This window comes from Pirellulales bacterium, from assembly GCA_036490175.1.
Taxonomy (GTDB): Bacteria; Planctomycetota; Planctomycetia; order Pirellulales; family JACPPG01; genus JACPPG01.
In genome coordinates this window covers 78,096-100,615 of sequence record DASXEJ010000008.1, presented here as the reverse complement: position 1 = coordinate 100,615, position 22,520 = coordinate 78,096, and the positions used below count along the sequence as shown (strand labels likewise).

Genomic DNA, 22,520 nt, shown 5'->3' with positions numbered 1-22,520 from the left:
AGGATTCGAGAGGGGCAAATATACGTGGGATTGCGCAGCCAGGGTGGGCTACAATGAGTCAGGAAAAGACGCTCGTCGTCATCCTCAGCATGCACCGTTGCGGATCGAGCCTCACGGCTCGGTTGTTTCAACATTTGGGCATGTCGTTGGGACCCTTTGAACTGGGCGAAGCCAACGACTCAAACAAGTATGGCCACTTCGAAGCCCAACCCTTTGTGCTGCTGAATCGCGAATTTCAATTAAAGCAGTTCGGGTTCGAAGGGGACCTGCCCGACGATCCCGATACTTTCCGGCGTTATTGTGATCGAGACGGACGTTGGAATTCAGAAGACTCTATTTCCGACGAAGCAATCGCCCGCGGCCGCGGCGTTGTCGATCGACTGATGCAATCGGGCACAATCTGTGGATTCAAGGATCCGCGAACCGTACAAGTGTGGCCCTTCTGGCAGCGCGTGTTCGAAGGCCTGCCTGCGTTGCGGGTCGTGCCGCTCTTTTTGATTCGCGGGCCGCACGAGATTGCCATGAGCCTGTTCCGCCGCTCGCAAGGAGAACGCGACTACGCCCAGGCACTGCAAGTGTCGGCCATACACTTTCGCCGCATGAAGGACATCTTGGACCAATGGTCCGGCCCGGCGGCAGTTGTGCAATTTGAGCCGCAGATATACAGTCTGCAAGCACGACAGGCAGCCGAGTTGTGCGGACTTTTGTGGTCGGATACAGCACTGGCCGAGGCTTACGACGCCTCGTGCCGCCATCATGAAGCATCCACGATCGACGATCCGGCCCAATGGGCGTTCGAGGCATTGGCGCATTTGCCGCCAGGAATGCACGACGCCGAGAATTTTCGGCGACTGCTGGCCGACAGCGAGGCGCGAGAGGCGATACTCCGCAAGACTCGAGAATTGCGTCGACAAGAGCGCGATGCAGCCCAGCAGACAGCAGCCCTGCTGCAGAACGAAAACACAGCCTTGCGGCAAGCGGCAACAGAAGCCGTCCCACCCCAGCCCCGGCGAACACAGGCAACCTGCCCCCTCGACCTCGACCCGAACTCCAGAAGATGGCGATCGCTGAACGGCCAAGGCCGCGCCTTGAAGATCAGATTGCGGGCTTACGACGATCAAAGAATTCGTACGAAACATCAGCCGAACCGACAGGATGTCCGGTTGGCAGCGTCAAGCGCATGCTATTGAAAGGGAGCGTCATGAGGGCAATCGAAAACCTGCGAAAGTTCCAGAACTACCAGCAGCAATTCGGCATCAAGGAAGCGATCAAGAAGTCGATCCATTACCTGGCAAGCAGTGTCGCGCCGCCGGTCAATAGTTCGTATTTTCCGACCGACATCTTGTGGGCCATGGAGAAGAAGCCCGACGTGGCCGAGCACATCGCCATTACGAAGGAGATGAATGCGGCCTGGTTGCGCAATCCCCAGCCGCCCAAGCGCGTGTTGTGGGTGATGCCCGACTTCATCAGCGTTCATAACGGCGGCCCGAATACGATTCTACGATTTGCGCACGAATTCGCCCGCCGCGGCGCAGAGAGCATCATCTATATCTTCAACGGCCACGTACATCAGTCCGCGGAGCAGATCCGGACGGAAATCTTCCAGGCCCTGGGCACCGAGCCGCGTTTGAAGGTCGTCCTGAACCATTACACCAAGCCGCTGCGACCGGAAGAGTTCCCGGAAAGTGACATGGCAGTGGCCACGCTCTGGAACACGGCGTACATCCTCTTGCAATATCATCGCACCAAGTCGAAGCACTACCTGATTCAGGATTACGAGCCGCAGTTTTACCCCGGTAGTGTAGACTCGGCGTTGGCTGACCTAACGTACGATTTCGGTTTCCTAGGTCTTTTCAATACGCCAGGGCTGCGCGACGCCGTGATGGCCAATCACGCCATGACCGGCTACGCTTTTCAGCCGGGAATCGACCATGACGTCTTCTATCCGCGCGACGGAGGCGAACTGCCCGACTTGCGGCGCACGTTCTTCTACGGCCGACCCGAGGTACCGCGAAACGGTTTCAGTCTGGGCATGCACGGCCTGAACATGATCCAGTCAACCTTTGCCGACAACGAGGCCTTTGTGGCCGGCCATCCCAAGTCTTATGCCAAGTCGGGCCTGCGGGGACAGTTCCTGCCCTACATGGACTATCGCGCCACGGGCGAGATGTATCGTTCATGCGGCAACGTGATCAGCTTCATGTTCACGCCACATCCCTCGTATATTCCCCTACAAGCCATGACGTGCGGTTCGATTCCTATTGCGCGACGCGACCGCTACACCGCGTGGGCGTTGAAGGACGGAGAGAACTGCCTGCTCGTGGATCCCCTGCCGCATCAGGTGCTCGAAGCCTACAGTCGGCTGCGCAGGGATCCCGCGCTGCACCGGCATCTTTACGAAAACGCCATTCACACCTTCGATGGCATCACCTGGCCCGATCAATTGCAGAGAGCCTATCGTTGGATCGTCGAAGGCGAAGACGCCGTCGTCGAAGAGGTCTTGAACGCCGAGTGCCGCTAGATTCCAGGGCGACATAGCGGACTGCCTCATCATTTGTAATACAATGATTCGCGAATGGCCGCCGAGCAAGAAATGGCGCTAGATCTATATCTATAGAGCTGAGTCGCGGTCGGGCTTTTGTGCCGCGCACGCTCTGCGGACCGGCGCAGCGCCATCAGCGCGCTCGCCAACATTGCCTGGGCGAGCGTCGACGGCTCTGGCACGCTAGTGCCACTTCCGACGCCTCCCTTCGGAGCAGTCACGTAAACAGTTCCATTGGGGCCGACAGCGATGCCATCGGGCCCTGAGAATTGGCCGTTCCCTGTGCCGGCGCTCCCTCAGGCGTTCAAAAAGGAAATCACGTCCTGAGCGCGAAGAGGAGTCGCGAGCCCAATCCATACAACAATCAGCGGTGACCAGCTGCGGATGCCGGAAACCAACGCCGCCGGAACAGCAAGCCGAATTCGATACGTCGAATACGAGAGCGCAAGTGAGGCATGCCGGATTCTAGCATCGAACTGACGATGCGCCGCTATGATGTTGGTAATGCGAAACAATTAAGGAGATTTATTATACGGTCAGAGATTCCACACTGCTGCCCTGTGGACATCTCCGAATGGCTGCTTAGTACCTTCGTCGCCGGAAGCGATCTATGATCGAAAATTTCCTGATTCTGGACCACGACACTCCGCCGCCGGCCGTCGAACACATCATTTATTGCGACGGCAGCGGTGGTCGCGCCTTTCGTGAAGACAAAGACCTGGATTTAAGCCATTGGCGACCCAATCGCACGCTCGCTCGTTACCGGGCAGACACGTCGACCGAGATCTGCTTTCGATTTCTCGACGATCCCGTGCAGGTTCGCTGGACGTTGGCAGTCAACAATCACCTCGACGTCGACGGTATGTTGGCGGTCTATGCGCTGGTACATAGCGGCGATGCACTAAGCCACCGAAGCACGATCGTCCAGGCTGCCGAGATGGGAGATTTCTGGGCGTGGGGAGAACCGCCGGCCCAACGGCTCTTTCAAGGATTGACGCGTCTCATGAATCGAGGGACCAGCGAAAGCCGATCGGTTCAATCGATTTATGAAGAAGCCTTCCGGCGGATCCCCGCGATCATCGCTCAGGCGGATCCTGACAGCGCCGAGATCGAACGCTCGCTCGATCCGTTACGAGACGGTGTTCGTCTGGTCGAGGAGCATGCCATCCGCCGTATGGAGCTCGGCACTCGATTCGCTCACTATGTGATTCCCGGCACGGTCGTCGGCCAAGAGCTTGACCGGGCGATCTATATTCCCAAGTTCAACGAGCAGATTTCTCGCAAAGCGTTGTTGTGGCCGCAGGCACGGGCGAAATGGGACGGCGAGCGCGTATGCCTCGTTTCGGTCGAGGCCGCCCGTGGTTGGCACCACGACGTGTGGTTTCCCGGTTACCTGTGGGCCGAAATCAGCGATCGCTGGGCCATTCCGGGCATGAACTATCGCGATGGCATGGAGAGCTACGACCTGGACATGCCAGCTTTCAATCACGCGATTCAACAACTCAACGACGCCGAACAAGGGGCCAGGAACTGGACGACCTGCGCCGGAGCGTTCATGTTCAACTCACTCATCCAAAGCCAGTATCCTGTGGTCGCAAGAGTGCTCGACAAAGATGGCACGGCTGTGGCAAGTCGACTTGATCCCGCCGTCGTGGCCAAGACACTGCTCCCGGCGTTCACATTCGAGTAACAACGACCGTAGCCCGCTAATCGGTTTCTAGCCAGCATATATGCCCGTGCGAATGGTATCATGTGCGGGGCCGTGATCCGGGCAACGACGTTTGCCGATCTGGTAACTACAGTGCGCGACGGTCCGACTACGGGCCTGGCATACTGTACGACAATGCGAGTTGAGGCCAATGATTCTGCATGTCGACATGGACGCTTTCTATGCTTCGGTAGAGGAGCGCGACAATCCTCGCCTGGTCGGCCGCCCGGTCATCGTCGGTGGCACGCCCGAGCAGCGCGGCGTAGTGGCCGCGGCGAACTACGAGGCACGGCGTTTTGGCGTGCACAGTGCGATGGCCTCGGCGACGGCGCGCAGGCTATGCCCCCAGGCCGTCGTCTTGCCGCCGCGGATGAACGACTACGCCGCGATATCGCGGCAGATCCGCGCCATCTTCGAACGTTACACGCCGCTGGTCGAGCCGCTGTCACTGGATGAGGCATTTCTGGACGTGACCGGGAGCGAACATCTGTTCGGCACAGCCGAAGCAATAGGCCGCAAGATCCGAGCGGACATTCTCGGCGAAGTTCGTCTGGTGGCGTCCGTTGGCGTTGCACCCAATAAGTTTCTGGCGAAGATTGCCAGCGATTTGCAAAAGCCCAACGGTTTTGTCGTCGTGGCGGCCGAATCGGCGCAGCAGTTTCTCGATCCGCTGCCGATTGGCCGATTGTGGGGTGTCGGACGTGTAACGAGTGTCACCTTTCAGCGATTGGGAATTAAGACCATTGCCCAGCTACGCGCGCTTTCGGAATCGGCCTTGGAGCAATTGTGTGGTCGCGTCGGCGCGAGGCTCTGGAACCTGGCTCACGGAATCGACGATCGCAAGGTGATCCCGGATCGAGAAGCACAATCCATCTCGCACGAGACGACCTTCGCCGTGGACATCGCAGAACCCGAGACGTTGAGAGACTGGCTGTTGGAGCTGACCGAACAGGTGGCGCGCCGTTTGCGCCGGCACCAATTAAGCGGCCGAACGGTAAACATCAAGGTGCGCTCGACGGACTTTCACACAATCACCCGCGCGCGTACACTGGTGCGTCCGACGAACGTCACCCAAGAACTGTGGCAGGCGGCCGCCGAGCTGCTCAGCGGTCGGGTCCTGGCCGACTGCTTGCCGGTGCGGTTGCTAGGCGTGGGCGTTAGTGGATTGCAGGTCGACAACAAATCGCAGCAGCAACTGTTTGGCGATGAGGAACATCGCAAGCACGGTCAACTCGATGTTGTCTCCGACGCTATTCACGAGCGATTTGGCGGGGAAGCGATTCGACGAGGGGCGCGACTCCCGCGGCGTGATCGGTAGACGGATAGAGAGTCGACGAACACCGCTCAAGAAGATTTACAGAAGTGCGTGCCAACCCGTGACAATCCTCCGCCGGTTTACCGCCCAACAGCCAGAACCGCTACTTGCGTGCTTGCTTTCCTCGCTGGAAATGAAGCGCAAAGACATTAAGAACCTGCTCAAGGTGGGTGCGGTGGCCGTCAACGGCGCTGCGGTGTGCCAGTTCGATCACCCTTTGAAGCCCGGCGACGACGTGGTCGTCAGCAATCTGCAATCGGCAGTCGCGGCCGGCGACCTGAAACGGGCTCGCATACAGATCGTTTTCGAAGACGAGGCGATCGTCGTGCTCGACAAACCGGCAGGCTTGCTAACCGTCGCCACCGCGAGCGAAAAGTCCGATACGCTTTACTGCCGGCTGAACAGTTATTTGCACAGGCCTCGCGGCGCCGCCCGTGCGCATGTCGTGCATCGACTCGATCAAGAGACGTCGGGCCTGGTGCTGTTTGCCAAAAGCGAGTCGGTGCGCAGCCGCCTGCAGGACGACTGGCCGGCCGTCGAGAAGCTTTACCAGGCCGTTGTCATAGGATTGCCCGATCCGGCTCAGGGCACGATTGCTACCTACCTGACCGAGACCACCGCTCTGCAAGTATTCAGCAACGATCACGAGTCGCCTGGCAGTCGCTTGGCGCGGACCCATTATCGTCTGTTGCGTAGCAAGGACCCGTACTCCCTCGTGGAGGTCCGCTTGGCCACCGGACGCAAACATCAGATTCGCGTTCATATGGCGGGGCTCGGTTGCCCCGTCGCGGGAGACAGACGCTATGGTGCCACAGCCGATCCGTGCGATCGGCTGGCATTGCACGCCGTTTCGCTAGCCTTCGCGCATCCGATCAGCGGCCAACACATGCGCTGTGAGTCGCCATTGCCCGCTGTGATTCGCACGCTTGTTCCCAGAACACAGAGGCACGTGGAAGCATCGCCCAAAAACGCCCAGAGCCGACGCAGCGAATACCTTTGACCATGGACAAAATCAATATCCACGAAAAGCTCTCGCAGTTCTCCGATCATTGGAGCCCCAAGATTGTCGGAGAACTGAACGGGCAGCACGTCAAGTTGGTGAAGTTGCTCGGCGAATTCGTCTGGCATCATCACGACCACGAAGACGAGCTATTTCTCGTTGTCCAAGGACGATTTCGCATGGAATATAGAAACCAAGCAGTGTGGGTCGAAGAAGGTGAGTTCCTGATCGTGCCGTGTGGCGTCGAACATCGGCCCGTGGCAGATGTGGAAGCTCACGTCCTGCTGTTCGAGCCTGCATCGACGCTGAACACCGGCAATATTCAAAGCGAGCGCACGGTACGCGACCTCCCGAAGATTTGATTGGGCTCGTCGGAACCGTAACAAGCCATTTCTGAGAGATGTCACTCCGATGAGCGCAGTTCCACCAGGACGCTACCGGCACTACAAGGGACGCGAGTATACGGTGCTCGGCCTCGCGCGACACAGCGAGACGCTGGAAGAACTCGTCGTTTATCGCCAGGAGTACGGCGATCACGGTCTGTGGGTGCGACCGTGGCAAATGTTTCTGGAAACGATCGAAGTCGATGGCCAGCTCAAGCCACGATTTGAATTCCTCAGCAGTCAGCCCTAGATAACTGACCTGGGCCTGACCAGGCGCATCGACCCTGTGCCGATTTTTCGCGCGCCGCCTTTGCAGAACCCGTGATCGGGCGACGGTGACTCGATCCGCCCGCTACTTAATGGGAATGTAGGCGTTAATTCCCAAAATGACCTTTTTGCCCTGCACGACGCAGTCGGTCTCCTTGTTGCCGTGGGTCGACGCCACGACCAGCGTTTTTCCACTGGCCGAGCGCTCGGGCTTCTCGTTCATTGGCAGCCGGATCACCAGTTCGTCTCCCTCGATCTTGGCAGAAAAAGCCATGGCAGTACCTTCCTTGAAATCTACGAATACGTACGTAATTAGCCCGCGTCGCCGAAACTATTGCCGGTGATGCCGAATTGGCTGCCTAGATTAACAGTTGTTCTGCACCATGCCAGGGACCACCCGCAGACAATTGATCGGTCAAGTGCGGCCGATGATTCTGCGACGTTTTTATCCAGAGTACAATAGCGCTCATGATCGAAGTCTCGAAGCACAGTGGTCGCCGGTTCCTATCACGATTCGGAACGATTCTGTTAATCGTTGTCGCAACGTCGTTGTGGTACGCACAGTCACAGCATGTCGACCCTCTTCAACAAGCGGTCCTGCCGGCGCCCGAGAGCAGCGAGCGTGTGCCCCACGATGAGCCCCGGGGCGTCCGCAGCAATGAAGACGAGAATCGAGTAGCAAGCTCAGACGGAAGCGCAGTTGACGTTGCGAGCCGCGCGATCCAACCGACGACGCCCTACCCCATCCGTCAGCAGCCAGGAATTTGGCCTCCAGAGTTGCCAGAGATTCCACGTCCCTTGCCGCCGCCGGGTGCCACGTCGGTAACCGCCTACTTGTTTATTGAGAACGACGTTTTCAATCCCGAGCCGGCCAAGGTGCAGGTCGATTACCTGCGTATGTACGCCCGCGTCAACGGCCGGTCGGTGCTGATCAACAACGACGACTACGGTCAGGCTGCTGGCAAGCGCCGGGCGGCCTCGGGCAACTGGACGCCGCGCTCGGACATGACCGATCCGACGATCGAGATTCCGGGCGTCGTGGCTGATGAGTGGGGAACCGATTATTTCACAACCATACCGTCGTTGCATCCCGACTATGCCACGCAAATCTGGAACGCCAAGCCAGGTCGTGTCCCTACCGGAGCAACCCAGGTGTGGGCCGAAGTGAGGCTGCTCGTGAGCGGCTCGGGCATGGCGCATCTTGGCTTCGACTGGTACGGGCCCAAGGGGTACATCGCCAACGGCGGGTACAGCGGTTTTCAGGTCTTTGCCGCACCATCATGGCAGGTCGTTACCTTCGGAAAGTGAATGAACGACACGCGCTCGCCTCGAATGGGCTTGCCACGAACTTCTTCTCGGCGGCGCTTTTCACGCACTTTCAAGCCGCCTGATGTAAACACATTGCGCCCGTGTATTCGCCCCATAAAGTCACGCCAGCCAAGACTTTGCTTCCAATCAGTAGACGGACCGGCCAAAACTGGCCTTGAGACTTTTCGCGTGTGTTCGTTAGGTTGGGTTGCGTCATGGACGCGACACACTACACGATCGGATGCACCGTTGGGGGCGAGGTGTCTGGGCATGTCACTGGCGTGAAGCCAGTATCTCGCCCAAAGGCCGCGTGGGTCCTGCATTCACCCCACGCGCAGTCTGGGGCAGCCGGCCGCGACAACTGCAAACTGGCAAATTTTTCTCATTCGCCATGGCCGGCCGTGCGACCCGCACGCCCCATCGCATCACCCCTCGGGAGAACGAGCAAAAGCGCGCCAACGGATTGAGTGACGTATCGACGGGGAACCAGTCACACAAGGAGGGTACGATGAAGCGAGCGATTCTTTTTATCGCGTGTCTTGCGTTGTTTGTGGCGGCTCGTGGACAGCCGAGCTACCCAATCAAGCTGCAACCCGGAATCTGGCCGCCGGAAAAAGGCGTGGTCGTCAGCTCGACCCCGCCGCGCAGTTATGGATATGCATCGTGCTGGTTCTATGCACTGAACGACTTGTACAATCCGGCGGCGGCCACCGTGTATGTCGACTACCTGCGCGTCTATGCGCTGGTGAACGGCAAGACAGTATTGGTCAACAACAGCGACTACGGAACAGGCGCAGGCAAGCAGCCCACGGCCGCCGGCGACTGGACGATCCGCTACAACGCCGCCGACAATACGACGCTGATTGACGAGATTCCCGGAGTCGTCGCCGATGGTTGGGCAGCGGACTACTTGATCACCAAGCCCACCAACCATCCAACCTATGCGACGCAGCTCTGGAATGACGTCCCACAACAGATCCCTGCGCACGCGTCGAAAGTGTGGGTCGAGGCCCGCTTGCTCGTACAGGGGAGCGCCGTCTGCGAAATTGGGATCGATTGGTACAACAGCCAGGGCGTCTACGGCGGAAACGGTAGCTTTAGCGGCTTTCAGATCTTCGCCAGCCCCAACTGGCAGGTAGTAGATTTCGGCAAGTAGCCGTTGTAGGTCCGCGCAGTGATTGTGCCGACGATTGCCCACGAGAGTGGACTCGCGCGGTGACGCGCCCGCTACGCGCCTCGCGATAGGCGCCGATGCGCGATCGGGCCTATGCCCCCCACGTGGCTGTGCTCTGCTGAAAAACAGTTAGCGAGATTTTTTTTCGCTGTGTGGCATTCATGCGGCATCCAGCGTGTGGACATTCGTCCATGTGAAACGGGTCGTTTTGCCCCTAGCAGTTTCACCCTAATCTATTTCTTGTGGGCGCATTGTGGATCGGGGTGCCTGCCTACGCCGGCCCGGCCGGACCGCCGCACAAACGGCCTTCCCGTGACGACTCACTCTGTACGCAGAGTTGCGTAAGCCTTGCCTGATAATGATTTAAGCGTCCAACACCAAATCCTCATACAACTCTTGATACATCCGATGCATCGTTGCCCACGTACGGGGTATTGAACAACAGACCGAAATAAACCTGCCACGTGACACGTCGTATGTCAGAGTGACGACTTCGTTGAGGCGTTGTGAGCGACATAGTCATGTGGACACGACCGCATGAAGGGGGCTTAATTTGGCGAGAATAAAAAAGACTTGTTGTTCTGGCAATTTGCGGGACCTATTGCTTGACCGCACCTTACCAATTTGTTAGCGTCGACCTGCGTTTCTTGGCTTTCTTGGGAAAGCCTCTTTAATAGCGGGCGACGGAATGCCGCACAGGGGTCGAGAAGCTATTGCGTTCTTGAAGTCATTGCGGCGACTGTCCGACGCTCTCTCATTGTCACATCGACCGGTTTTTCTTTTGCCGGCGAGCCGTTGACGTTCGGGGGCAAGCTTCGAGCAAGTCGCGAGTACCGACGATCTGCGTCATATATTCCGGATGCGACCAGGCGGCCATCACCGTGGGCCGCTTGGGTTGACCGATATTGCGTAGTAGTGTCGATCAGCGAGGAACAGAGTTCGTAGCGTAACGTGCCTGTGCGAAGTGTTGTTGGGGATTGCACAGTGCTCACCGCTTTAAGGAAACGTGTCCGAGAGTTGGCAAAGCACGTCGTCGCAACTACGGGAGGTGTTGGCAGCTATTGAATTGACAACTTTCGACGTAAGGAGGATTGTCGGCCGGCGTCATGGGAGCCGCCACGCGAATGAGGTTTTGCGGCCGACTGTATTGCGACCTAGAGGTAGTCGAAGCAGTGGGAATCGCGCTTCAGGCAGGGAATCTTCGATCAAATCGAATGCCAATTCGCGGTCAAGATTGACCATCGCACGTTCAGATGATCTTCGCATCGTCATGCACAAGTCCCAACAGGAATCGCACAACATGATGTACATACCGGAGCACAGCGATGGAAACTCCGCGCGAGCCGAAAATCACGGAAGCGCAGGACGAGCCGAGTAGGCGGCAAGCTACCACGATTACGCCCATCAAGCGGATGCCGCCGAGGGTTTGCGGGGCGTTGGTCTTGTTGCTTGAGTCGTTGGATTACGCGAGCGACCTGGGCGAGAGCCCTTGGCAGTTCGCGGTCGAACAGCATAGCCTGCGAGACCTTGGTCTGACGAACAGCGATTTTCGCTGGCTGGTCGGCAAGCAGCTAGTCGATCATGCTCGTGAGACGACCGTGCCTGGCGACCGACAGCGATCATTTCGCCAAAGCGACCACTTGGTCCTGTCGAACAAGACCTGTTTCGTGCTCAGCGAGCAAGGTCTTGCTTTGGCCCACGAGACCGCGATCGGCGAGAAGCCACTGACTGCGCCTACGGCGGCGGTCCCATTGTCTCGTAAACACTTGCGTTTCGACTCGTCCAACGGAACGCATCATCCCACTTGGGATCGCGATCGTCTGGAACTGCGGGTCGGCGACCAGATCGTCAAGCAGTTCAAGGTGCCCGCCGCCAATCAAGAAACAATTCTGGCGGCGTTCGAAGAGGAAAACTGGCCCCCACGCATTGACGATCCATTGCCGCCACAGCCGGATCAAGATCCTAAACGCCGGTTGCACGACACGATTAATTCACTGAACCGTAACCAAAAGTGCTCGCTGTTGCGATTTTTTGGCGACGGAAGTGGCAAGGGAATTCGCTGGGAATTAGTCCCGAATTCTCGACAGTGTCGCGACTGCTAAATCCCCCGCCCGATTTCTACCCACACTTGGCGACATGCCCGTCGCCATCGTCCACCAGACTGCCACCAGACTGCCTGTACATTGCAGTACGACTAACCAGTAAGACTACTACCGCGAGACTGACGCACTCGATTGCATCGCTCGGCGAGCGATTGGTGTGTTTGTCGGTTCGCACAGCCCCGCTTGCGTTGCCCGCCCTCGTCGTCATGCCCGCGACGTCCGTCGAATACGCCGCCGATAGCCGGCCGAATGCTCTCTTTGTGAGGGTGTTCCGCAGCTTTCACAGGCGGCCTATGACACGGTGTAACCAATGCAGACGCAAACGGAGCGCAGGACGCACCACGGTGACTATCCCGCGGCAAACCATGACATCCAAAGCGGCGAGTTTTTCGCCATCTGAAACGAATCCCGGCGCAACAACGGCTATCTTGCTGCGCCGCAACCCCGTGTCGCGCCCCCAACTGCGCGAGGCCTTGTCCCTGCTGCTCGAGGCCCATGAGTACGCCGAGGAACTCGGTCAGGACCCCTGGACTTTCGCCGTGGAACTGGAAGTGCTCCGCGCCGCGAAGCTCAGCAACAGCGATATCCGTTGGCTTTGCACGGTGGGTTACGTCCATCACGCTTACGAGACGACGGACGTCGAAGACGAGGCGCGCACCTTCCGTCAGTCGGGCGCGCCGGCATTCGTGGATCGCACGTGCTTTATTGCCACCACCTCGGGAATTGCCGTGGCGCGAGACACGTGCGGCGGCACTCATCCCGTGATTCCGTTTCCCGATCCGCCGCGCATTGACAGCGGGCGTGTCGAGACAGCAACCTTTCAACCGAAATGGGACGATCAGCGCCGTCAGATTCGCGTGGGCGATCGCGTCGTCAAAGAGTTCAAGCTGCCCGCGCCCAATCAGGAGACGATCCTGACCGCGTTCGAAGAGGAGGGCTGGCCCCCGCGCATCGATGATCCGCTTCCGCCCGTTTCTGACCTCGATCCCAGGCGTCGTCTGCACGATACGATCCAAGCTCTCAATCGCAAGCAGCGACAAGATTTGTTGCGTTTCATGGGCGACGGCAGCGGCGAGGGCATTCGCTGGGAGCTGCGTACTTCACAGGCCCCTTCGCATTCTGGCGAGACCGGTTCACTCATCCCGCGGCGCGCGGCAGGCGCAGAGGGCCACATGGCGCGTACCGCTTCGCACCACCAGACCTCCCACACGGCTAACCTTGGTTGAGATTCTGGCGCGGCTATGCTGCGAATGCCGTGGCGAAGGAATTGCCCAACGGCATGAATTCGTTCTCGCCCGGTGACTGGGTTTTTCAGCTGTTGCAGGGTTAGCAACAGCGCGCTTGCCTTTGTCCGAGCCGGCAATCACGCGCGGCATTTGCAAGGTTGACGCATGGCTCACTTTGAACCGCGAGGGTTGGGTTGGCTTCCCAGCCTGCCGGATTTTCGGGATTTTACCCCGAAGACGCCGCCGATCGCCGCTCACATCGAGCGATTGCGCCGATCCGGCGCGGCTGGGGCCGCGTCGGACGCCAATGTCGATTTGCGCGAATACTTCGCCGACGTGGACGATCAACAAACGATGCGCTGCTCGACGGCGCACGCCTGCGTGGGACTGGTGCAGTATTTTGAGCGACGCGCGCACGCCCGCGTGGTACGCCCCTCACGACTGTTCCTGCATCAGAGTGCCGTGCGACTGGCGCGTACGGGTCACCACGGCGGAGCCGACTTTCGCACGGCCTTCAAAGCGATGAAATGCTGTGGAATTCCACCTGAAGAATACTGGCCCTACGACTCTCGCCGACTCGAAATGCCGCCCGACGGTTTCCTATACTCGTTCGTGGAACCGTACCGCGCATTGACATACGTGCGACTCGACGACCGCAACGAGTCCGGCAGTGAAAATTTGCAGACCGTGAAAACGTTTCTTGCGGCAGGGTTTCCGGCCGTATTCGGCTTGGCCATGCCCAAGTTACTGCCGCGCGACGGAGACATTCCCTATCGGCCGACGTTCGACTCAATACAAGGCGGCCAGGCCCTGATGGCAGTCGGCTACAGCGATGACTGGCTACGCGGCTCACGCGGGGCGTTGCTCGTACGAAACTCGTGGGGCACCGAGTGGGGCGACGCGGGCTATGGCTGGTTGCCCTACGCCTATGTCGAAGAGCAGTTGGCCGTTGAGTTCTGGACATTGATGCGCCCTGACTGGCTCGACTCTGGCGAGTTCGACGTGCCCGACTTGCCGATGTGACACCAGTCGGGCGACCAACATTATCTACGCAAGCGTTCTCCACAGTAACTATCAAGCTCCCACACAGTGACCGTTGCCACATCGCAACGACGCGGTCAAATAAAAGTCCCTGGTCCCACGCACTGCAACACAATGAGGTCAAGCATGGTTACCCGCACTCCAAATCATGCGACATCCACCGCGCGTGACATTTGCCGCCCGCTGTTCCGACATCGGCGGAAGATGATTCTGCTGTTCTGCACGACGTTCGGCCTGGTCATTGCCGGACTGATCTTCTTGCCCAGAACCTACTCGTCAGACGCACGCGTCTTCGTCCGCCTCGGCAAGGAGAGTGTCGCCCTGGATCCCACGGCCACCGTGGGCCCCACCGTCTCGATGAATGAGTCCCGCGAAAGCGAGATCAATTCGGAGGTAGAAATCCTCCGCAGCCAGATCCTGCTGGAGGACGTCGTAAAGGAACTGGGCGCGGACTATATCCTGGGGAGCAAGCCGGCCGGAGAACCCGGGTGGTCGCTGATGCTCCAAACGCCGCTGAACTTCCTGAAGGATGTGATCTTTCAGCAAGGCAACATCAGCAGCGAGGAGTACGCCGTCCAACGACTGAAAAAGACGATCCTTCCCAGCGTCCCAAGAAAATCCAATGTGATCGTCGTGCAGTGCAAGGCCAAACAGCCCGAGCAGGCACAACGCATCTTGGCGACCTTCCTCGACGCCTACCTCGCCCGGCACGCCAAGGCCAACCGCACTTCGGGTTCCTACGAGTTCTTCGTCGACCAATCCCAGCTGCTGCGTGGGCAGCTCGAGGAAGCGACCGAACAGCTTCGTCAGGCCAAGAATGAGACGGGGCTGGTCACGATCGACGGCCAACGCGGCAATCTGCAAGCGCAAAACGATTCGATCGAGGCCCACATGCTGGAAACGCAACGCTCGCTGAGCGCCGCCGACGCCAAGATCGCAACTTTGCAGCAGAGCCTGGAAAGCGTGCCTGACCGGCAGCTCGCCGAAGAGACAGAAGGATTGCCGAACGTGGCCGCCGACTTCATGCGGCACGAACTCTACAAATTGCAGATCGCCGAGAAAGACGCCTCGTCTCGTGGCACCGAAGCCCACCCCAAGGTCAAGGCTTTGCGCCGGCAGGTCAAGGAAGTGCAAGCCATTCTCGCAGAGCAAGATGCGGGGCGCGTCCAGGCAACGAGCAAGACGAACCCCACGTTCAAGGAACTGGAAGTCACGCTGCTAACTCAGCAATCGTTAGCGGCCTCGCTACGGGCCGAATCCGAGGCCCTGACCCAGCAGTACGCCGAGGTCACCAGCAAGATTCGCAAGCTGAATGACAGTGAATTTCACATCACTGAACTGGTGCGCCGCACCGAGCTACTGGATTCCAGCTATCGCAACTACGTCAACAATCGCGAGCAGGCCCGCATCGACCAGGCCCTGGAATCGAACCAGATCTCGAATGTCAACGTGCTTCAGCCGGCGACGTTCACTGCCAAGCCGACCAGCCCTCGCGTCGGCCTGACGCTGGCACTCGGGTTTATTCTGGCCGGCCTGGCCGCCGTCATGGCCGCCGTAGTGGCTGAGTACTTTGATCGATCGACCAAGACTCCTGAGCAAATCGAAGACCTACTCGGCGTCCCCGTATTACTTTCTGTCCCACGCGGCACGCGGCACATCTTTGTGCGGAATTGAGGACTACCATGATCACACTTTCCAAAGCACTCACGCACGCCCCTATTCCACGTGGCGTGTCCGGGACCTCGACAACGGAACCCTTTCGCGCACTCGCGCAACGGCTACGTGCCGTGGGCGAATCGTCGGGCAATGTTCTTAAAACGGTGGGCGTGACAAGTTGCTCGCGCGGTACCGGCGTCAGCGCCATGGCTGCCAATCTGGCCATCGGTGCCGCCGAGGTTGGCGACGGCCCCGTGCTGCTTGTCGATCTGAATGTCGCCAATCCCGCGCAAGCGGGCATTTTCGGCATGGCCGGCAATCTGGGGTTATACGACGCCCTTTCCGGAGCTGCACCACCCAGTGATTGCCCGAAGGCGACGTCGATTGCCAATCTGTCCTTGCTCGCACCGAGCGCCACGCACGGCTTTCGCTCGCCGGATGTCGATTTCAGCGACGTTCGCGAATTGCTCGACGCGTACTCGACCGAGTTTGATCTGGTAGTTGTCGATTTGCCCCCCGCGTCCGAGGCCAACGGCTGCCTGGCAACCGCTAGCTCCTTGTCGGGCGTGCTGTTCGTCGTCGAAGCGGAACACACGCGTTGCGAAGCAGCGACACGAGCGCTCCGCCGTCTGGCCTACGCGCGGGCCAAAGTGTTGGGGGTCATCCTCAACAAGCGCAAGGAGCACATTCCGCACTGGCTGTACAAGAGACTGTGAGGGAAAGCGTCGATGGCAACAGTACATTCCAGAAAACGGGTGCGCACGCTCTTCAAGGCGTGGGCCATTACGCGTAAACGCTCGTCCGCCCGCGCGGTCCTGCACTCGGTCGAGCGTATGAATGCAATCCTCGAACGCGAGCGGATGCGCGCCGAGCGCGGTCGTGCCGAGTTCTCTTTATTAACCTTCACATTCGCGCATACGTCTGACGAAGCGCAATTAGCAGCATTCGCACAAGTGCTGGCGGCTCGTTTGCGCGTGCTGGACGAAGCCGGCTTGTTGGAGCCGCGGTGCGTCGGCATCGTGCTGCCCGAGACCTCGGCCGCCGGCGCCTGGAAGTTGTGCGACGATATCTTCGATTTGCTACCCGAAATCGTCCAGTTGCCCAAGTGCGACGTATACACGTACTCGGCCGGGCAAGGATCCGGTCACTCGGACGCCGCCGGACACAAAGACTCGACCGTCGATGAACGGCCTGCACGTCCGCTGAATATGTTCTTCGTGCAACCGCTGCCGCTGTGGAAGCGTGTGGTCGACGTGGCTGGCTCGTTCGCCGGCCTGACCTTGGCGGCGCCGCTATTGTTGCTGGCCGCCGTATTGATCAAGGTCACCTCGCGCGGCCCAATCTTTTTCAGTCAGCAACGACACGCGATGGGTGGCAGACCGTTCACGATCTACAAATTCCGTACGATGTGTGTCGATGCCGAACGACAGAAGTCCGGGCTGAGACGATTCAGCGAACAGGATGGCCCCGCTTTCAAGATGGCCAACGATCCGCGGGTCACGCGATTGGGCAGGTTCCTGCGCAAGACAAGCATTGATGAGCTGCCGCAACTGTTCAATGTGCTCAAGGGAGATATGTCGCTCGTCGGTCCGCGACCGCTTCCCTGTGACGAGTCGAATCGTTGCGAAGCATGGCAGCGGCGGCGTCTCGATGTGACACCCGGATTGACGTGCATCTGGCAAATCCGTGGGCGCTCGGCCGTATCCTTCGCCGAGTGGGTGCGGATGGATGTTCAATACATCCAATCGCGATCCTTGGTGAACGACTTGAAATTGATCGCGCAGACCGTGCCCGCCGTGGTTTTAAGTCGCGGTGCTTGCTAGACATCTTTGCGGCGTTGGAGGATAGGCGTGAGGAGTGTAATGCACAAGGCTCGTACGTGGGTCGCTCGTCGCAGCGCCCGCCTGCTGCACACGATGCTTGGCCCGCGCCCGGGCGAGGCCTTCGGGATCCTCATGTATCACCGCATCGCGGATCATCCGCTGGGAGCGACCGCTCCCACATGGAACGTCACTCCGGAGCGGCTGCGCAATCAACTGCTGTCTCTGTTGTCGGCCGGTTACGAGGCCTGGTCGTTACGCAAGGTGCTCGCCTACCAACGAGATTCTCGCCCTATACCGGCCAACGTCTTTGTCGTGACATTTGATGATGGTTATCGGAACAACTATTCCGAAGCGTGGCCCATTCTCAAGGAACTGCGCACGCCGGCTACGGTTTTTCTGGCGACAGCGTTTCTCGATACGCAGGAACGATTTCCTTTCGATGACTGGAGCGATGCCGGCTCGTCCCATGTGCCTCCTTCTTCCTGGCTGCCGCTATCGACCGCCGAATGCCACGAAATGCACGCCGACGAGCTGATTGACTTTGGCACACACACGCATACGCATCAATCGTTCTTAGGCCGGGTCGATGATTTCCGTCAGGACTTGAGAATCTCGCTCGATACTCTGCGACAGCGATTTGGAATTATCAATCCATCGTTCGCTGCGCCCTTCGGGCACCTCAGTCTCGATCTGATCATGGCCGCACGGCAGGAGGGAAGCGCCTGCGTTCTCTCGACATGCGATGAACGTGTTCACGTCGGTTTGGATCATCTGTGCTGGGGCCGCTTTTGCGTCGAGAACGACGATACGCTGAGCACCATCACGGCAAAGCTCTCGGGCTGGCACACGCCTGTCGATCGCGCGTTGCACGCCCTTGCACGACCGCTGGTTGCCATGCGCGGCGTGCCGGTTGCCGGCATGATGTCGACGAGTTTGGGGAGGATTTCGCGGCCGTCAGGACCGGGGTGTGCGTCGCGTTAGGCGTTCGGACGAATCCGTTCCGTACGGCGACTGCACGAAGACTGAAGGGAAGCATGAGCTCAGAAGTTGTTGAACCCATCGAGCGACAGGACGTGGCGGCAGCACTTACTGGCTGGCCCCCATCATTGCGCGCAGCTACGCGAGGAGCGCTGAACCTGGCTTCCCAACGGGGAGTGCTGTCCGTCGCAGATCAAGCCATTGTGAGCGGCACCAGCTTTTTGACCGCAGCCATCATCGCCCGCGCCTGCACGACCGAGCAGCTAGGTCTGTACTATCTCACGATGTCATTGGTGCTGATTCTGACTGGAATTCAAGAACAAGTTATTACCGCTCCATACACGATTTATCGTGCCCGTCACCAAGGACCGGCACTGGCCGAATACACGGGCAGCGTGTGGCTGCACCACCTGATGTTCATCGGCATCAGTTGGATACTCCTGCTGGTTGCGATTCCGACCCTCTCGGCCCTCGGGGCGTCGAACTTCGTGGCGGGTTTGTGGGTGCTGCTGCTTGTCGGTCCGCTGTTGCTCGTGCGTGAAGCGGTCCGCCGATTTGCCTTCGCCCACTTTCAGTTCGCCTCGGCGATGGCGCTGGACGGGGCGATCGCCGTCGTTCAGTTGACCAGCATCCTGCTTTTGGCGCGGCTAAAACTATTGTCGATCGGCGCGATCTTTGGCGTGATCGCCGCAGCTTGTGCCCTAGCCTGTTGCGGCTGGATTCTGCTCAAGTTGCCCGATGTGCGCGTAAATCGTGCCAGAGTGCTGCGCGACTGGCGCGACAACTGGTCGTTCGCACAATGGGCGCTGCCGAGCTTTCTGGTCGGCAACACAACCCCGCTGATCATGGCCTGGATTGTCACGTTGATGGATGGCACGGCCGCCACGGGCTTGCTCGGCGCTTGCGCCGCGCTCGTCGGCGTCGTCAATGTATTCATTCTCGGCGTGGCCAATGCTCTGACCCCACGGACCGCACATGCCTTTGCCCGCGGCGGGGTCGACGAACTGCGCCGAGTCTTGATTACCACGGCGCTCATGTTGATTGCGGTTTTGGGAATGTCGTTTTTGGCGATGCTCTTTGCCGGAGATCAAATTGCCGTGCTGGTGTACGGAGAACAGTTTCGCGGCAGCGGACCGACGCTGGCCACGCTGGCTCTGAGTGTCGTTGCCACAAGCGTGGGAATGACAACCGGAAACGGTCTCTGGGCATTGGGTCTACCGCGCGCGAATCTGATCCCCGATTTGTGCGGCTTGATTGTCACACTGCTCGGCGCCGTGATGCTGGTACATCCCTACGGTGCGCTGGGCGCAGCGATCGCCATGCTGGCAGGCACCACGACGGCCGCCACCGCAAGAACCGCAATCCTGCTACGAGCCATGAACGGCTTTCGATTGCAAACCCGTGTTGCTTAGCATGTTCACACAAATGCACGATCAACGACGTCATGCGAGCCCAAAAGAGCCATTCGCGGGTCGCTGCGCATATCTTGGCACGGCGGGTATCTAGGTAAGGCGCAACAGGCGGAAAACACATGCATTCCATCGCCCTCACGATCCCCTCTACTCAGTCGACGCAACCGCGCGCCCTGCCCATTTCGGGACGTGCTCTGCTGGCGCTGGTGACGCTGGTGATTGTGGGGGTGTACGCCATGCCGATTCAGCAAAACTGGATGGTGTCCGCTCAGGATCACTACGCCACATCGGTCGACGACATGGAGGCCGCGGCTGTATCGGGCAACCTGACACGTCAAGCTTCGTTCCTGTTGCTGGGGTTGCTTGGCATCGTCGGCATGATGATGTCGGAACGCTCCAACCTGCGCATTAGCGGATGGCTTGGGATCCTCTGCATCGCTTACGTCGTATGGTGCGGCGCGAGCGTCGCATGGGCGACCGAGCCGTCCATCTCTGTTCGTCGTATTGCCGTAATGCTGTGCGAAGCGCTCGCCGCCGTCGCTTTTGCCCGACATGTCACTCCCAAGCAGATGGTGGCGATTACGCTGGCTTGCACGTTGAGCTGGCTCGGCGTGGGTTTGCTGGCGGAACTGTCTTTGGGAAACTTCCACCCTACCGACGGTGAATATCGCTTTTCGGGAATTTTTCATCCCAACGAGATGGGTGTTCAGTGCTCGATATTAATCATGGCCGCCGTTTACCTGCTGCCACTGGTGCGCCCGTTCCAACGACCCGCGATCGTCGCTGCCATTGGCGTCGGCACGATCTTTCTGCTCCTGACCGGATCACGGACGGCCATAGCGGTCACAGTTCTCTGCTTGACCGCGGGCTGGTTGAGCGTGGCGCTGGCCCATCGCCGCTACATGCGCATCGTAGCCTTCACATGGCTGGTGGCTCTAATGGGTTTGGTATTCCAGAGCAAGCTGATGAGCCTGCTGGAAAATACCACGGCCATCGGGCGGGCGGACAGCGACGTCGCCTCTTTGACCGGTCGCATCCCGTTATGGGATGAGCTCGGCACCTTCATTGCCGAAAGACCCTGGATTGGACACGGCTACGGCGCTTTTTGGACCCCCGACCATATTCGGGCAGTATCCGACCGGCTCACCTGGTCGATCTCTAGCGCGCACTCGTCTTATGTCGAACTGGCGTTGAGCGTCGGCTACATCGGCGCCGTGTTCTGTGTGCTGGGATTCCTTGTGGCGCTAGGACGCTCGCTGCAGTTCGAATCGCGGGCGCCGCGTCAGGGCTACGCCTTCATCGCCATGCTGCTGACGTGTACCCTCGTTAGCGGGCTGACGGAAACGACATTCGGCATTGCCGGAGCCCGGCCCTTCTTTGCCATGTGCGCCATCGCCCTGCTGACGGCAAAGGAAGGCGAGAGGCCGTCCGATATCGACGAGGAAGTCGACGCAGAGCAACGTCCGTCGTTTCTCGGCAGCGATGTGACCGATCTAACACCGGCGTTGATGGAGAGCTAATTCCATGAGCGCCAGCAGCACGTCACGACAAACGATCAGCGTTGTTATTCCTACGTACAACCGCGCCGAATTGGTTGTCGACGCCATCGAAAGCGCATTGCTCCAGACGCGCGTGCCGGACGAGATTATCGTCGTCGACGACGGCTCGACCGATGATACGCTCTCTGCACTGAAACGGTTTAGGGCGTCCGTCAGGATCATCGCGCAGCCGAACCGCGGTCGCTCGGCGGCTCGCAATGCCGGGCTGTGTGCGGCCCGCGGCGATCTCATTGTCTTTTTGGATTCGGACGACCTGCTTACCGCAGATAGTCTGGAGCGCCGCGCTCGGATTCTCGAGATGACGCCCGAAGTCGACGTCGTCTATGGCGACATGTATATCATCAACGCCGCAGGGCAGCGCGTAGGGGTACACAGGGACTACATGCCAGGCCCCCGCCCGTCGGGATTCATTTTCGCAGAGCTTGCGCTGCGGTGCTTCATCCTCATGCCCGCCATGATACGGCGCACGGCGCTAGGCGAGCATCGCTTCGACGAACGGTTGAGCCAGGCCGAAGATTATGACCTGTGGCGTCGGGTGGCAGCGGGCAGTCATTTTCGCTACGTGGAGAGGCCCGTCGCCTGCTACCGCATCCACGATACCAATACGATTACTGCCCAACCCCAGCGGATGCAGGAATGCGAGTTGGAGGTGCAATCGCGGTTCTTTGCCATGCCCGCCTTTGGCCAACTCAGCCGGCAGGAGCAGTCGCGTGTCTATCGTTCTCACGGTGCCAAGCGAGCGGCACTGGGTCACGTAGGCGTGGCACGCCACTTTTTTGCTCGGGCCGTGCGCAAGTCGCCGTCGTCTGCCGCGAGCCATGCGCTGCTGCTATCGAGTGTTCTTGCTCCGCGCATGCTGCGGCGCATGATCCTGGAACGCCGCCGCGTGACCAGAAAGCATCTGAGTCAAGAGGCCGGACCATCCCCGGCCGATCATCAGGCCACGGATATCTCGGTCCAACCGGTTGTCACCTCCTAAATCACCTGTCTGCCATTCCCGCCTGCACACCGCTACAGAACCATCGT

The 22,520-nt window shown here is 59.3% G+C and carries 20 protein-coding genes; 19 read left to right on the top strand and 1 reads right to left on the bottom strand.

The features are described from left to right. Positions 1-53 precede the first annotated feature (53 nt). From VGG64_00775 to VGG64_00745, 7 genes are all read left to right on the top strand, one after another. The gene (locus VGG64_00775; GenBank protein HEY1598103.1) at positions 54-1,190 is read left to right on the top strand and encodes a hypothetical protein; all 1,137 of its coding nucleotides are present in this window, start codon (positions 54-56) and stop codon (positions 1,188-1,190) included. A gap of 11 nt (positions 1,191-1,201) precedes the next feature. Continuing rightward, on the top strand, positions 1,202-2,521 hold the full coding sequence (locus tag VGG64_00770) for a hypothetical protein (protein HEY1598102.1): 1,320 nt from the start codon (positions 1,202-1,204) through the stop codon (positions 2,519-2,521). A 631-nt stretch (positions 2,522-3,152) separates the two neighbouring features. After that, positions 3,153-4,232 (top strand): DUF6687 family protein, encoded by a 1,080-nt coding sequence (locus VGG64_00765; protein HEY1598101.1) that lies wholly within the window; start codon positions 3,153-3,155, stop codon positions 4,230-4,232. 160 nt (positions 4,233-4,392) lie between these two features. Next, a complete protein-coding gene (gene dinB / locus VGG64_00760; GenBank protein ID HEY1598100.1) occupies positions 4,393-5,568 on the top strand; it encodes a DNA polymerase IV in 1,176 nt (391 codons plus the stop codon). A gap of 58 nt (positions 5,569-5,626) precedes the next feature. Next, positions 5,627-6,565: an RluA family pseudouridine synthase gene (locus VGG64_00755; GenBank protein ID HEY1598099.1), complete on the top strand. Its 939-nt coding sequence runs from the start codon at positions 5,627-5,629 to the stop codon at positions 6,563-6,565. Positions 6,566-6,567: 2 nt separating this feature from the next. After that, positions 6,568-6,927: a cupin domain-containing protein gene (locus VGG64_00750; GenBank protein ID HEY1598098.1), complete on the top strand. Its 360-nt coding sequence runs from the start codon at positions 6,568-6,570 to the stop codon at positions 6,925-6,927. 49 nt (positions 6,928-6,976) lie between these two features. Continuing rightward, positions 6,977-7,198 carry a DUF1653 domain-containing protein gene (locus VGG64_00745; GenBank protein ID HEY1598097.1) on the top strand — a complete coding sequence of 74 codons (222 nt, stop codon included), beginning with the start codon at positions 6,977-6,979 and terminating at the stop codon, positions 7,196-7,198. 102 nt (positions 7,199-7,300) lie between these two features. On the opposite strand, the gene VGG64_00740 is transcribed toward VGG64_00745, so the two are convergent. Beyond that, positions 7,301-7,489: a hypothetical protein gene (locus VGG64_00740; protein ID HEY1598096.1), complete on the bottom strand. Its 189-nt coding sequence runs from the start codon at positions 7,487-7,489 to the stop codon at positions 7,301-7,303. A gap of 194 nt (positions 7,490-7,683) precedes the next feature. Between VGG64_00740 and VGG64_00735 the strand changes: the two genes are divergently transcribed. The 12 genes from VGG64_00735 (at position 7,684) to VGG64_00680 (ending at position 22,473) form a co-directional block, all read left to right on the top strand. Beyond that, complete coding sequence (locus VGG64_00735; GenBank protein HEY1598095.1) at positions 7,684-8,523, top strand: hypothetical protein; 840 nt, start codon at positions 7,684-7,686, stop codon at positions 8,521-8,523. Positions 8,524-9,031: 508 nt separating this feature from the next. After that, a complete protein-coding gene (locus tag VGG64_00730) occupies positions 9,032-9,679 on the top strand; it encodes a hypothetical protein (GenBank protein ID HEY1598094.1) in 648 nt (215 codons plus the stop codon). A 1,343-nt stretch (positions 9,680-11,022) separates the two neighbouring features. After that, complete coding sequence (locus VGG64_00725) at positions 11,023-11,799, top strand: hypothetical protein (protein ID HEY1598093.1); 777 nt, start codon at positions 11,023-11,025, stop codon at positions 11,797-11,799. A 365-nt stretch (positions 11,800-12,164) separates the two neighbouring features. Continuing rightward, complete coding sequence (locus VGG64_00720; protein HEY1598092.1) at positions 12,165-13,025, top strand: hypothetical protein; 861 nt, start codon at positions 12,165-12,167, stop codon at positions 13,023-13,025. 165 nt (positions 13,026-13,190) lie between these two features. After that, positions 13,191-14,048, top strand: a complete 858-nt coding sequence (locus VGG64_00715) for a C1 family peptidase (GenBank protein HEY1598091.1) — start codon at positions 13,191-13,193, stop codon at positions 14,046-14,048. A gap of 222 nt (positions 14,049-14,270) precedes the next feature. After that, the gene (locus VGG64_00710; GenBank protein HEY1598090.1) at positions 14,271-15,740 is read left to right on the top strand and encodes a GumC family protein; all 1,470 of its coding nucleotides are present in this window, start codon (positions 14,271-14,273) and stop codon (positions 15,738-15,740) included. 8 nt (positions 15,741-15,748) lie between these two features. Then, positions 15,749-16,438, top strand: coding sequence for a CpsD/CapB family tyrosine-protein kinase (locus tag VGG64_00705; GenBank protein ID HEY1598089.1), 690 nt, complete (start codon positions 15,749-15,751; stop codon positions 16,436-16,438). A gap of 12 nt (positions 16,439-16,450) precedes the next feature. Beyond that, on the top strand, positions 16,451-17,545 hold the full coding sequence (locus VGG64_00700; GenBank protein ID HEY1598088.1) for a sugar transferase: 1,095 nt from the start codon (positions 16,451-16,453) through the stop codon (positions 17,543-17,545). Between the two features lie 39 nt (positions 17,546-17,584). Then, positions 17,585-18,526 carry a polysaccharide deacetylase family protein gene (locus VGG64_00695; protein ID HEY1598087.1) on the top strand — a complete coding sequence of 314 codons (942 nt, stop codon included), beginning with the start codon at positions 17,585-17,587 and terminating at the stop codon, positions 18,524-18,526. A gap of 53 nt (positions 18,527-18,579) precedes the next feature. Next, positions 18,580-19,935, top strand: a complete 1,356-nt coding sequence (locus tag VGG64_00690; protein HEY1598086.1) for a lipopolysaccharide biosynthesis protein — start codon at positions 18,580-18,582, stop codon at positions 19,933-19,935. A gap of 119 nt (positions 19,936-20,054) precedes the next feature. Continuing rightward, positions 20,055-21,455, top strand: coding sequence for an O-antigen ligase family protein (locus tag VGG64_00685; protein HEY1598085.1), 1,401 nt, complete (start codon positions 20,055-20,057; stop codon positions 21,453-21,455). Positions 21,456-21,459: 4 nt separating this feature from the next. Then, entirely contained in the window at positions 21,460-22,473 is a 1,014-nt protein-coding gene (locus tag VGG64_00680; protein ID HEY1598084.1) for a glycosyltransferase, read from the top strand. Positions 22,474-22,520 lie beyond the last annotated feature (47 nt).